The following is an 11,469-nucleotide window of genomic DNA, read 5'->3' as shown; positions in this document are numbered from 1 at the left end:
CCGCCGACCGCCAGTACCGCCAGGGCGTGCAGGACCACGTGCAGCACCACGACGTGCAGGGCGACGCCCGGCGCGCCCGCGACGCCGTGGACGGGCCGGAGGGCAAGGAACTCCGCCGTGCGGAGGAGGAGGGCAAGCGCCACTCCAAGGGCGAGGATCCGCAGCTCGACAAGAAGGGGTCGTGAGGGGCATGCCGTCGAGCCGCACCACTGCCCCCGTCATCGTCATGGCCGGGCTTGTCCCGGCCATCCACGCACCTGGATCTGTGTGGACGTTCAGGCCCGTGGATGCCCGGGACAAGCCCGGGCATGACGATGTTGGGACGGGTTGATCCTTCTCGTCGATAGGCATAGGCGTGCGGCTGCGCTTTCGCTTACCTCGAAATCGTCACAGCCGATTGAACCCGGAATCACCAAACAATGAGGCGTTGCGGGCGCAAGCCGGCGACGCCTCATTTTTGGGTGGGAACATGCTGAAGACGATTTTCGTGCTGATGGTGGGTAGCGTTCTGGTGTCCGGTTGCTCGAACCTGTCGAACCGCGAGAACCGCGCGCTGACCGGCGCCGGCTTGGGAGCCGCCGGTGGCGCGGTGATCGCCGGGGCGACGGGCGGCAGCCTCCTGGTGGGGGGCCTGATCGGCGGCGCCGGCGGCGCTGCGGTGGGCGCGCTGACCGGCGATAACCATCGCCGCTGACGCGCTCCTTTTGCCGTCATGCCCGGGCTCAGACCCGGGCATCCACGGCCATACCGGAACGTTTCCGCACCGACGTGGATGGCCGGGTCAAGCCCGGCCATGACGGTATGGGAGAGGTATCCGGCCTCTGAAGAGGCCTTCAATCCTTGAAATCGTCCAGCGACAGCTCGCGCACCTCTGGCGGCTGCGGCAGGGGGTCGGCGCGCGGCGGGGAAGGCGGCGGCGGTGGCGCGGCGGGGCGCTTCGACGGCTTGATCGGCTTGCTGTAGCCGCCCTTCGGGCTGATGCTCGGCAAATCGCCGAAGTCGGGCAGCGGCGGCACGCGGTCCATCACCATGCGCATCAGCTCGGCGATGCGGTCGGCCTTCAGGCGCAGCGCCTGCCCGCGCTCGCCGTCGTAGCGCGGGTCGTCGAGGAAGCCGCGGATCGCCAGCAGACCGCGCAGCTCCAGCCCGCACATCTCATGCGTGCCGATCGGCAGCTCCTCCACCTTGGCGAAGGCGCCGAAGAACACCGCGCTGCCCTCGATGAACAGCAGCACCATGCGGGCGTGCATGCGGTCGAGCGCGGTCGCCATCTGCGCCGCGCCCAGCTCCTCCGGCAGCAGGTCGATGCGCTCCTCCACCAGCGCGGCGAGCGCGAAGAAGTCGCGCACCCGCTTGGTGAAGCGGCGGTAGCGCGCGAGGCCGCCGATGCTCACCCGGTCGCGGGCGATGGCCGACAGCTCGGACGCCTTCTTCAGGTGGTCGTCCAGGCGCACCAGCATGCGGGCGATCTCGCGCTGGCGCGCGGCGGGCGTGGTCGGCGGGGCGGGGGGCGGACGCGGCGGCATGGGCTTCGGCAAGCGGTGGGGCGGCTACTTCGCGGTGCGGACCGTGATGCTACGCTCCTGGCCGCTTCTCAGCAAAGTGATCTGCACCGGCACGCCGGTGCGGACAAGCCCGATGCGGTTGCGCAGGTCGGTGCCGGAGTGGATCGGCCGGCCGTCCACCGCCACCACCACGTCGCCGGTCTTGATCCCGGCGCGCTCGGCCGGCGACCCCGCCTCGACCTTGGCGATCACCGCGCCCTGGTCGCCGGTGACGTTCAGCGAGTCGGCGAGGTCCGGCGTCAGGTCCTGGATGGCGACGCCCAGGCGGCCGCGCCGCACCGCGCCGTGCTCGGTCAGCTGCTCCATCACCGCGCGGATGATGCCGGTGGGCACCGCGAAGCCGATGCCGACGCTGCCGCCGGCCGGGCCGATGATCGCGGTGTTCATGCCGATCAGCTCGCCGTTGAAGCTGACCAGCGCGCCGCCGGAGTTGCCGGGGTTGATCGAGGCGTCGGTCTGGATGAAGTCCTCGTAGCCCTCGATCTTCAGCCCGCTGCGCCCGAGCGCCGAGACGATGCCCGAGGTCACCGTCTGCCCCAGCCCGAACGGGTTGCCGATGGCGACCACGAAGTCGCCGACGCGCAGCCGGTCCGAATCGCCCATGGGCAGGGCGGTCAGCCGCTCCGCCGGGATCTGCAGCAGCGCCACGTCGGTCGCCTCGTCGCTGCCGATCAGCTTGGCGCGCAGGCGGCGGCGGTCCTTCAGCGTCACCGCGATCTCCTGCGCGTTGGCGATGACGTGGTGGTTGGTGATGACGTAGCCGCGCGCCGCATCGACGATGACGCCCGACCCGGCGCTGACCTGCGGCTTCGCCTGCGCCTGCGGCTGGTCGCCGAAGAAGCGGCGGAAGAACGGGTCGCGCAGCAGCGGGTTGTCCGCCGCCTGCGGGGCGCGCGACAGCACCGCGATGTTCACCACCGCCGGGGTCACCTGGTCCAGCATCGGCGCGATGCTGGTGGTCCCGTTCGCCGTCGCCGGCAGCGCCGCCGTCGCCGGCAGCACGGCCGGTCCCGCCGCCAGCAGACCCAGCACCGCCACAACTCCCGCAATCGTCTTTTTCATGGAATACTCCGTCAGCAACCGGCGCCGCACATTTGGGCCAACCGGCGCGGACGTTCAAGCCCACGCTTGCGCGGGGCGGACAGGGAAGGATCGATCGATGACCAAGGGTGCTCGGGCCATGGACGCGGCGCTGCCGCCACCCCCGCCGGTCCCGGATCTGGGGCCGCTGATGCTCGGCCCGCTGACCGCGCTGCGGGTCTGGGCGGACATGAGCCGTGCGGCGTCCTCGGTGATGCCGGCGACGGTGGTGATCGCCATGGCGCCGTTCTTCTGGGCGCCGCCGGTGTGGGTGGGGCTGCTGATGGCCGGCCGCGCGGCGGCGCACCCCGCCTCGCGCGGCTTTACGACCATCGGCGTATCACGCTAAGGTCCCGAAGCTTCGCCACCCGTTCGTGCGGGAACCGGGAATGACCGACGACTCGCTGCTCGAACTGAGCGAGCAGGACTACCAGAAGATGGAAGAGGCGCTGTCGCAGACCTCGCGCGGCCGCGCCTTCCTGCGCATGCGCGACCGCCGCGTCCGGCTGGTGGCGGTGGACGAGTTCCACTCCGTCGCCCGCCTGCTGGAGCAGCAGGTGCGCCGCCTTGGCTCCGGCGAGGTCGCCCCGCGCGCCGCCGCCGCCCCGGTCGCCGAAGGGCAGCTCGCCCGCATCCAGGAGGAGCTGAACGCGCTGCGCGGCTTCGTCGATCAGGCGCGCGGCGACATGGCGGCGCTGCGCCCGGCCGACAACAGCAGCGACCCGATCCTCGCCGCCACCGCCGAGCTGGACGCCATCGTCCAGTCCACCGAGCGCGCCACCACCGAGATCCTCGACGCCACCGACGTCATCCAGGACTACGCATCGCGCATCCCGCGCGACGACCCCGACTGGGCCGAGCTGGGCAACGGCATCGAGACGCAGCTCATCGGGATCATGACCGCCTGCTCGTTCCAGGACATCACCGGCCAGCGCACCACCAAGGTCATCAACACGCTGCGCTACATCGAGGAGCGGGTGAACGCGATGATCGAGGTGTGGGGCGTGCAGCGCCCCGGTGCCCCGATGCCGGACGTCGCGGCGGCGCACCGCAAGCTGAACGACGCCCGTCCCGACGCGCACCTGCTGAACGGCCCGCAGCTCGACGGGCAGGGTGTCAGCCAGGACGACATCGACGCGCTGTTCGACGGCATGGCGACCGAGAACCCCACGGTGCTGTCGCGCGCCGAGGACGCGCCCGCCGCGGCCGAGCCTCCCCCGTCCCCCAAGCCGAAGTCGGCTGCGAAGAAGCCGCCCCCACCGCCACCTCCGCCGCCCGCGCCGCCGCCTGCGGCCGAGCCGGCGGGCGGCGGGGCGCCGATCTCGCAGGACGACATCGACGCTCTGTTCGCGTGAGCCGCCCATGGCGTACGACGGCTCGATCAAAACGCGGATCCACCTGACGCAAGAGCAGCTCGACCGCGTGATCGAGCGGCACCAGCGCTTCGTCGACGGCCGGCCGGGCGGGGCGCGGGCCAACCTGCCGTTCTTCGACCTCAGCGGCCTGGACTTCTCCGGCCGCAACCTGACCGGCGCGCATCTGGCCGGCGCGGTGCTGCGCGACTGCAACCTCAACCGCACCGTGCTCGACCACGCCGACCTGTTCGGGGTTGACCTGCGCGGCGCCGACCTGCGCGGCGCCCGGCTGTTCCGCACCGACCTGCGCGGCGCCAACATCCGCCACGTCAACATGGAGGGCGCGGCGATGGTCGAGGTCGACCTGCGCGACGCCTCCACCGTGGTCAAGAGCAGCGTCGGCGAGACCATGGTGGCCGGCTTCCAGCCCGGCCCGGCCGACCTGTCGTCGGCGCGGCTGGTCAACGTCGACATGCAGCGGGCCAAGCTGACCGGCAGCTTCGCGCGCGCCGCCGACTTCACCAACGCGACGCTGAGCGGCGCCCGGCTGGAGCGGGTGGACCTGCGCGACTGCAACTTCGTCGGCGCCGACATGCACGGCGCCGACCTGACCGGCGCCGACCTGCGCGGCGCCAGCCTGGACGGCGCCTTCCTCAACGAGCTGGACCTGATCCACGCCGCCCGCACCGACGCCGAGGCGACGGCGATCAAGGAACTGCCGCCGCTGCCGGTGGAGAACGAGGACGACACCCCGCCCCCGGCCACGCCGGAGACGCTGGAGGAGCTGCTGCGCCAGCACCTGCTGTGGCTCGGCTCCAGCGGCAAGGTGGGGCGGCAGCTCGACCTCGGCGGCATCAACCTGAGCGGCGCCGACCTGTCGGGCGCGGTGCTGACGCTGGCGCGCGGCGACAAGGTGCAGATGCGCGGCGCCAACCTGCGCGGCGCCCAGCTGCAGGCCGCGCACCTCGACCGCGCCGACCTGCGCTCCGCCGACCTGCGCGGCGCCGACCTGCGCGGGGCGACGCTGGTGCGGGCGGTGCTGATCGACGCGCAGCTCGATGGCGCCAACCTGTCGCCGCTGGCGATCGGCGCGACGCACCAGATCATGCGCGTCTCGCTGGCGCGGGCGCGGCTGGCCGGCGCCTCGCTGGCCGAGGCGAACCTCAGCGGCTGCGACCTGACCGGCGCCGACCTGAGCGGCGTCAACCACACCGGCGCCGTGCTGGACGGCGCCATCCTCGACGGAACCCGTCTGGCCGGGGACTGAGGGCGGACATGGCGGACGGGGCCGGCTACTACGGCGAGGGCAGCGTCAGCGTCGCCGTCTACGACGTGGTCGAGGGCGCGCTGATCGACGCGGGGGTCAGCGCCTGCTGCGGCGACCTCGCCTTCTACCGCGCGCTGGCCGCCGGCTGCGCCGGCCCGGTGCTGGAGGTCGGCACCGGCACCGGGCGCGTCGCCTGGGCGCTGGCTGCGGCCGGGCACGCGGTGGTCGGCGTCGACCGGTCCGCCGCCATGCTGGCGCGCGCCGAGGCCAAGGGCGCGGCGCTGCCGCCGGAGATTCGCGGGCGAGTGGGCTTCGTCCGGCAGGACATGACGCGGCTCGATCTCGGGCGGCGGTTCCCGCTGATCCTCGTGCCGCACCGCACCTTCAACCACGTCACCGACGCCGCCGGTCAGCGCGCCGCGCTGGAGGCAATGTGCCGGCACCTGGAACCCGGCGGGCGGCTGGTGCTGCATCTGTACGCGCCGTCCGTGCGCGACCTCGTGCCCGACGCGGCGCCGCCGCAGATTCTCCAGACCCGCGACCCCGCCACCGGCGAGGCAGTGCGCTGGAGCATCGTCGGCAAGGCGTCGGACCTGGAGGCGCAGACGGTCGCCACCACCGTGCGCTTCACCGTGCTCGCCCCGGACGGCGCGGTGCGCGCCGACGGGCGGGAGACGGTGGCGGTGCGCTGGGCGACGCAGCCGGAGACGCGCTACCTGGCCGAGCTGTGCGGCCTGGAGGTCGAGGCGCTGCACGGCGACTTCCTGGGCGGCGCGCCGGGGCCGGACAAGGACCAGGTGTGGGTGCTGCGGGCGGCGCCGTAAGTCAGCCCATGCGCTCCGCGATCTCCTCGAAGCGCTCGAACACCGCGTCCGGGCGGTGTGCCTTCAGCGCGTCGGGCAGGGCGAAGCCCCAGGTGACGGCGCCGCAGGCGATGCCGGCGCGCCGCGCCGCGTGGATGTCGCGGATCTCGTCGCCGATGGCGATGGCCCGCCCCGCCGGCACGCCGGCGCGCGCCAGCACCGCGCGGAACTTCGTGTGCTTGCCGAAGATCGAGGCGCCGCAGGCGTAGTGCGCCACCAGCCCGGCGGTCTCCGCACCGAGCACGCGGCGCACGTTGGCCTCGGTGTTGGAGCTGACGATGGCCACCGTCACGCCCTGGTCGTGCAGCCGGCGCAGCAGCGGCGCCGCGCCGTCGAACAGCCGCAGCCGGTGGGCGTCGCGCGCCGCCAGCTTGCGCATGTGCGCGGCGATGAACGGCACCTTCCACCCGGAAATGCCGAGATGCCGCATCAGCGCGCGGTTCTCGACCCCGCGCAGCGCCTCCAGCTCGCCCGGCGCGATGCGGCGGAAGCGGTAGCGGTCGGCGACGCCGTTGAACACCTCGGCGAACCACGGGAGCGTGTCGGCCAGCGTGCCGTCGAAGTCGAAGATGGCGAGCGTGTACACCGTGCATCCGTCCAAAAGAAAAGGCCCCTTCCCGCCGGGAAGGGGCCTTGCGCGGGAAGGGCTCGCGTCAGCGGGCCGGTTCGGGAACCATCGGCGGCAGCAGCGAGGTGGCCGGCCGCTCCGCCGGTGCGGCGAGGTGCAGCGCCACCTGCGGCGTCTTCCACTCCAGCGAGTCGAAGGCGGAGCAGTGGCCGCACAGGCCGGACCACTCGTGGCTGACCGCGCCGCAGGCGCGGCAGGTCCAGGCCGGGTCGGGCTTGGCCGTGGCGGCCTGGGCGAGCCAGCTGCGCGCCGCCTCCTCGTTGCCGTGCTCGGTGCGCTCCAGGTCGGCCAGCAGGCGGTAGATGCGCTGCGACGGCTGCGCCTCCAGCGCCTTCATCAGGTGGGCGCGGGCCTCGCCCCACAGCTCGGCGTCCAGCGCGGCGCGGGCGACGGCCAGATGGCCCTCGACGTTGCCGGGCGTCTGCGCCGCCAGCTTCTCGAACAGCTTGACGCGGGTCAGCGGGTCGTAGCCGGCGAGGATCTCGCGGTAGACGTCCGCCAGCTCCGGCGCCGGGCCGAGGCGCCACGCGCGCTCCACCGTCTTCGACGCTGGCTTGTGGCGGCCGGCGGCGGCGAGCAGGCGGGCGAGGCGCGCCGCCGCGGGCACGAAGCCCGGCAGCAGGTCGTGCGCCGACTGCGCGTGGTAGAGCGCGGAATCGCCGCGGCCGCGCCGCTCCGCCTCGAAGCTGCGCTCCAGCAGCAGGGCGGCGCGGCGGTGGCGGCCCTCCTCGGCCGGGATGGCGCCGGCCTGCACGGCGGACTGCAGCGAGCCCTCGGCCGCCGCCCAGTCGCCCGAGCGCGCCTCCAGGTCGTACAGCGTCGCCAGCAGCCACGGCGTGTTCGGCTGCAGCTTGTGGGCGCGGCGGGCGAGGTTCAGCGCCTCCACCCGGTCGCCGGCCTTCACCGCCTGGGTGAGCAGGCCGCGCAGGCCGAGGAAGGCCGTCTCCGGCCGCTCCAGCATGGCGTTGAAGTACTCGCGCGCCGCCTTCTCGTCGCCCTGCAGCTGGGCGGCCTGGGCCGACAGCAGCATGGTCAGCGGCGGCTCGTTCAACAGGCCGTCGGCCTTGCGCGCCATCTTGCGGGCGGTGACCGCGTCGCCGGCGGCGACGGCGACCATGCCCTGGGTCAGCGCGCGGTAGCCCTTCTCGCGCCGACGCGAGCGGCTCATGCGGCGCAGGCTGCCCGGCGCCCCGACGACGGCGCGCCAGAACCGGTAGATCAGCGCGGCGGCGCCCAGCGCGCCGACCACCAGCAGGACCATCATGGCGAAGCTGGTCTCGACGACGTAGCCGCCCCATTCGACGGCGACGCTGCCGGGATGCTCGGCCAGCCAGATGGCGATCGCGACGAGGACCGCGACCTTGGCGAGGAACCAGAGAGCGCGGATCATTGCGGCACCTTGGCGTTGGTGTTTGGCCCGCCGGAGGCCGCGGTCAGCAGCGCGATGGAGCGGCCGGTGAGCTGCTGGCCCGCGGCGTTGGCGGCCAGACGCGCCTTGGCGTCGGCCAGCCAGCCGGCGGCGGCCTGCGCGGCCGGGCCCTGCAGCGTGGCGATCTCGTCCACCGCCGTCTTCAGGTCGTTGCGGTTCAGCGCGGCCTGGGCGCGGGCGACCACGGCGCCGGCGGTGTTGCCGACCACCTCGCCGCCCTGGCGGCGCACGGTCACCAGGGTGGACAGCGTGCCGGTCACGTCCTTGACCCAGCTGCCGCCCTCGCCCTTCTGCTCGGCGCGGACGATGGCGCTGGCCTCGCGCTCCAGCCGGTCGGCCAGCTGCGCCTGGGTCGGGATGCCCTTGGCGGCGTGCGGCGCGATGGCGTCCACCGCCTTGTTCAGCTCGGCGTCGGTGCTGCCCAGCGCCTTGACGGCCTGCAGCTCGCCCGGGAACGGGCCGCTGCCGGCGAGCGCGCCGCGCAGCTGCCCGGCGGCGAGCACCAGCGCCTGCGCGCCGGCCGCGGCGTCGGCCTTGGAGCCGGCCTGCTGCGCCAGCGCGCCGACCTGCTGCTTGAGCGCGGCGACCTCGGAGGCGAGCTGCGGGTCGCCGGCCGGCTTGCCCTCCACCGCCGCGAGGCGGTCGGCCAGCGCCTTCACGGCCGCCGGATCGACGCTGGGGGCGGGCGCGGCGGCCGGGGTCGGGGCCGGGCGCTTCTCCAGCGCGTCGAGGCGCGTGGTGATCGCCGACAGGTCGACCGGCGCGTTGCCGGTGGCGGCCGGGGCGGGGCGCTGCTCCAGCTTGGCGAGGCGGTCGTTCAGCTGCTGCACCTGGGCGTTCATGGCGGCGCTCACGGCCGGGGCGGCGGCGGGAGCGGCGGCCTGCGGCTTGGGCCAGCCCGGCACGGCGGGCGACCACCAGGGCGCGGTCAGCGCGGCGGCGCCGACCAGCAGCGCCAGCAGCGACACCGCGGTGGCGAAGCCGCCGCCGGAGCGCTGCTCGACCACCGCCGGCGGGGGCGGCGCGTAGGCGGGCTCGGCGCGTTCGATGACGGGCGGTTCCGTGCGCGTCTCGGGAGCGCCGCCGGCGACGACCGGATCGACCACCGGGGCGGCCGCGGTGGCGGTGACGTCGATGACCTCCGGCTCGGCCGGCTTGGCGTCGCCGGGGGCGGCGTGCCGGTCCTCGGCCGGGGTGGCGGCCTCCAGATCGGCCTCGTCGAGCGTGATGGAGTACTTGGCGGCGGCGGCGCGCAGGTCGGCGTGGCGCGACAGCGGGATGGCCCCGCGCTTCTTCCAGCCCTGCACGGTGGTCACCGGCGTGTCGAGCTTGTGGGCCATCGGGCGGATGCCGCCGAAGCGCTCGATGATGCGTTCCACGGCGGTGCCGCCGGGGGTGGAGGGGGCGTCCGACGCCGGTTGGGCGTTCGGGTCCGACTCAGGCTGCTCGGAGCCAGTGCGAGAGGTCATGGAAGCCTTCTTGGTCGCGATTTTTGGTTATGGGCGACGCGTTTCCTCAAATCGGCCAGCGTCGTCCCAGCGGAACGCCGTGAACGGCCGGCGCCCTCGCGGGCCCGACCGGCTGTCGACCGCATGCCCTAAGCCCCGCCGCGGCCCCGACCCGGCAGCAGAGCGAGCAGGCTGTCCTGTTCCGGCCGTTCGGCGACCTGTACGCTTTTCCACGGAACATGTTCCGCGTCGCACGTACGGGCGGCCTCCGCAACCGCCGGACTGAGGCAGAGCACGTCGACCGTACGACAACGGTCGAGCAGCCCGGCCCCGCGCAGCAACCTAACAAACGAACGGGCCGTACGGGGAGAAAAAATCAGTACGGCGTCGATCCCACCTTCGGCCAGGGCGGCCGCGGTCCCCCTTCCCAGAACGGCAGAGGGGCAGGCCTCGTACATGGCCTCCCGGCGTACGGCGAAGCCCTTGCTTCCCAACAGTCCCGACAGGTCGCCGGCCACGGTGGTGCCTGCGACATGAAGCAGCACCCCGGCCTCCGGCCGGCCGCGTTCGCCGACGAGTTCGGCCAACGCGTACACGTCGCCGCTGGCGCTCTCGACCGAATCGAACCCGGACTCGCGGGCGGCGCGGGCGGTGGCGTCGCCGACCGCGTAGACCGGCCGGTCGCGACGATCCGTACGCCGGACGAACGCCCGTACGCCGTTTGCGCTGGTGAAAAGGAGGGCCTGTACGTCTTTCAGTTCCGGCGCCGGGCCGTCGAGCCAGACCATGTCCAGCATCGGCTCGACGCTCGGCACGTGGCCCAGCTCGCGCAGACGCCGGGCCAGCGGCTCGGCGTCCTCCGCCGGCCGCGTGATGAGGAGGCGCAAGCCCCCTCCCGTCATGGCGTGAAGAAGTCCGGCGGCAGCTGCGCCTTGATCTCCGCCCCCGCGTCGGCGCCGAGAGCCGCCGCGTCCGCCGCCTTGCCGGTGCGGTGCGCGGTGAAGACCTGGCGGCCGTCGGCCGACAGCACCTTGGTCTCGAAGACCAGGGTGTCGCCCTCCAGCCGCGCCAGCGCCGCGATCGGCGTGCGGCACGAGCCGTCGAGCGCGGCGAGCAGCGCCCGCTCCGCCGTCACGCGGGCCGCCGTCTCGGCGCAGTGCAGCGGGGCGAGCAGGGCGCGGGTGCGCTCGTCGGCGCTGCGGATCTCGATGCCGATGGCGCCTTGCGCCACGGCGGGCAGCATGGTCTCGGGCTCGAGGATCGCGGTGATGCGGTCGGTCAGGCCGAGGCGGCGCAGGCCGGCCAGCGCCAGCAGCGTGGCGTCCACCTCGCCGGCGTCCAGCTTCTTCAGGCGGGTCTGCACGTTGCCGCGCAGCGGCACGACCTTGAGGTCGGGCCGGCGCTCCAGCACCTGCGCCTGCCGGCGCAGGCCGGCGGTGCCGACGACGGAGCCCGGCTCCAGCTCGTCCAGCCCCTTGCCGGAGCGCGAGAAGAAGGCGTCGCGCGGGTCCTCGCGCGGCAGCAGGGTGGAGATCTCCAGCCCGTCCGGAAGCCAGGTCGGCACGTCCTTCATGGAGTGCACGGCGAGGTCCACCCGGTCGCCGAGGAGCGCGTCCTCCAGCTCCTTGGTGAACAGGCCCTTGCCGCCGGCTTCCGCCAGGGTGCGGTCGAGGATCTGGTCGCCGGTGGTCTTGATGACCACGATCTCGATGGCGCCCGGGGCGGCGAGGTGGGGATGCGCCGCGCTCAGGCGGTCGCGGGTCTCGTGGGCCTGCGCCAGCGCCAGAGGGCTGCCGCGCGTGCCGATGCGGAGCTGAGTCGTCATGGGTCCGAG

13 protein-coding genes are annotated in these 11,469 nt (G+C 73.7%); 6 read left to right on the top strand and 7 right to left on the bottom strand.

Features of this window, described 5'->3' with window-relative positions; translation table 11 throughout:
* A partial coding sequence (locus TSO221_RS35300) for a hypothetical protein (protein ID WP_199229406.1) occupies nt 1–185 on the top strand: 185 nt, incomplete at its 5' end.
* 284 nt (nt 186–469) lie between these two features.
* Entirely contained in the window at nt 470–694 is a 225-nt protein-coding gene (locus TSO221_RS07525; protein ID WP_109117869.1) for a hypothetical protein, read from the top strand.
* Nucleotides 695–833: 139 nt separating this feature from the next.
* Here TSO221_RS07525 and TSO221_RS07520 read toward each other — a convergent pair whose 3' ends face one another.
* Nucleotides 834–1,526 carry a hypothetical protein gene (locus tag TSO221_RS07520; protein WP_109117868.1) on the bottom strand — a complete coding sequence of 231 codons (693 nt, stop codon included), beginning with the start codon at nt 1,524–1,526 and terminating at the stop codon, nt 834–836.
* Nucleotides 1,527–1,550: 24 nt separating this feature from the next.
* Nucleotides 1,551–2,627, bottom strand: a complete 1,077-nt coding sequence (locus tag TSO221_RS07515; RefSeq protein WP_109117867.1) for a Do family serine endopeptidase — start codon at nt 2,625–2,627, stop codon at nt 1,551–1,553.
* Nucleotides 2,628–2,724: 97 nt separating this feature from the next.
* Here TSO221_RS07515 and TSO221_RS07510 point away from each other — a divergent pair, with 97 nt between their 5' ends.
* The 4 genes from TSO221_RS07510 to TSO221_RS07495 are packed head-to-tail and all read left to right on the top strand — an operon-like array spanning nt 2,725 to nt 6,091.
* Nucleotides 2,725–2,994, top strand: coding sequence for a hypothetical protein (locus TSO221_RS07510; protein WP_146208735.1), 270 nt, complete (start codon nt 2,725–2,727; stop codon nt 2,992–2,994).
* Nucleotides 2,995–3,034: 40 nt separating this feature from the next.
* The gene (locus TSO221_RS07505; protein ID WP_109117865.1) at nt 3,035–4,000 is read left to right on the top strand and encodes a protein phosphatase CheZ; all 966 of its coding nucleotides are present in this window, start codon (nt 3,035–3,037) and stop codon (nt 3,998–4,000) included.
* 7 nt (nt 4,001–4,007) lie between these two features.
* A complete protein-coding gene (locus TSO221_RS07500) occupies nt 4,008–5,267 on the top strand; it encodes a pentapeptide repeat-containing protein (protein ID WP_109117864.1) in 1,260 nt (419 codons plus the stop codon).
* Nucleotides 5,268–5,275: 8 nt separating this feature from the next.
* Nucleotides 5,276–6,091: a class I SAM-dependent methyltransferase gene (locus tag TSO221_RS07495; RefSeq protein ID WP_109117863.1), complete on the top strand. Its 816-nt coding sequence runs from the start codon at nt 5,276–5,278 to the stop codon at nt 6,089–6,091.
* A gap of 1 nt (nt 6,092) precedes the next feature.
* Here TSO221_RS07495 and TSO221_RS07490 read toward each other — a convergent pair whose 3' ends face one another.
* From TSO221_RS07490 to hemC, 5 genes are all read right to left on the bottom strand, one after another.
* The gene (locus TSO221_RS07490; RefSeq protein WP_199229405.1) at nt 6,093–6,716 is read right to left on the bottom strand and encodes an HAD hydrolase-like protein; all 624 of its coding nucleotides are present in this window, start codon (nt 6,714–6,716) and stop codon (nt 6,093–6,095) included.
* A gap of 67 nt (nt 6,717–6,783) precedes the next feature.
* Nucleotides 6,784–8,148, bottom strand: a complete 1,365-nt coding sequence (locus tag TSO221_RS07485; protein ID WP_109117861.1) for a heme biosynthesis HemY N-terminal domain-containing protein — start codon at nt 8,146–8,148, stop codon at nt 6,784–6,786.
* Complete coding sequence (locus tag TSO221_RS07480) at nt 8,145–9,656, bottom strand: mitofilin family membrane protein (protein ID WP_146208734.1); 1,512 nt, start codon at nt 9,654–9,656, stop codon at nt 8,145–8,147. Before TSO221_RS07480 ends, TSO221_RS07485 begins: the two co-directional genes overlap by 4 nt.
* 128 nt (nt 9,657–9,784) lie before the next feature.
* Entirely contained in the window at nt 9,785–10,522 is a 738-nt protein-coding gene (locus tag TSO221_RS07475; RefSeq protein ID WP_247877949.1) for a uroporphyrinogen-III synthase, read from the bottom strand.
* 11 nt (nt 10,523–10,533) lie between these two features.
* Nucleotides 10,534–11,460 carry a hydroxymethylbilane synthase gene (gene hemC / locus TSO221_RS07470; RefSeq protein ID WP_109117858.1) on the bottom strand — a complete coding sequence of 309 codons (927 nt, stop codon included), beginning with the start codon at nt 11,458–11,460 and terminating at the stop codon, nt 10,534–10,536.
* Between the last annotated feature and the right edge of the window lie 9 nt (nt 11,461–11,469).

This window comes from Azospirillum sp. TSO22-1, assembly GCF_003116015.1.
In the GTDB taxonomy this organism is placed as follows: Bacteria; Pseudomonadota; Alphaproteobacteria; order Azospirillales; family Azospirillaceae; genus Azospirillum.
The sequence above is the reverse complement of the archived record's forward strand: the minus strand, read 5'-3'. Positions and strand labels throughout refer to the sequence as shown.

Coding starts and splice junctions, on each gene's coding strand:
- TSO221_RS07525 (WP_109117869.1), top strand. CDS start 470: ATGCTGAAGACGATTTTCGTGCTGATGGTGGGTAGCGTTCTGGTGTCC.
- TSO221_RS07520 (WP_109117868.1), bottom strand. CDS start 1,526: ATGCCGCCGCGTCCGCCCCCCGCCCCGCCGACCACGCCCGCCGCGCGC.
- TSO221_RS07515 (WP_109117867.1), bottom strand. CDS start 2,627: ATGAAAAAGACGATTGCGGGAGTTGTGGCGGTGCTGGGTCTGCTGGCG.
- TSO221_RS07510 (WP_146208735.1), top strand. CDS start 2,725: ATGACCAAGGGTGCTCGGGCCATGGACGCGGCGCTGCCGCCACCCCCG.
- TSO221_RS07505 (WP_109117865.1), top strand. CDS start 3,035: ATGACCGACGACTCGCTGCTCGAACTGAGCGAGCAGGACTACCAGAAG.
- TSO221_RS07500 (WP_109117864.1), top strand. CDS start 4,008: ATGGCGTACGACGGCTCGATCAAAACGCGGATCCACCTGACGCAAGAG.
- TSO221_RS07495 (WP_109117863.1), top strand. CDS start 5,276: ATGGCGGACGGGGCCGGCTACTACGGCGAGGGCAGCGTCAGCGTCGCC.
- TSO221_RS07485 (WP_109117861.1), bottom strand. CDS start 8,148: ATGATCCGCGCTCTCTGGTTCCTCGCCAAGGTCGCGGTCCTCGTCGCG.
- TSO221_RS07480 (WP_146208734.1), bottom strand. CDS start 9,656: ATGACCTCTCGCACTGGCTCCGAGCAGCCTGAGTCGGACCCGAACGCC.
- hemC (WP_109117858.1), bottom strand. CDS start 11,460: ATGACGACTCAGCTCCGCATCGGCACGCGCGGCAGCCCTCTGGCGCTG.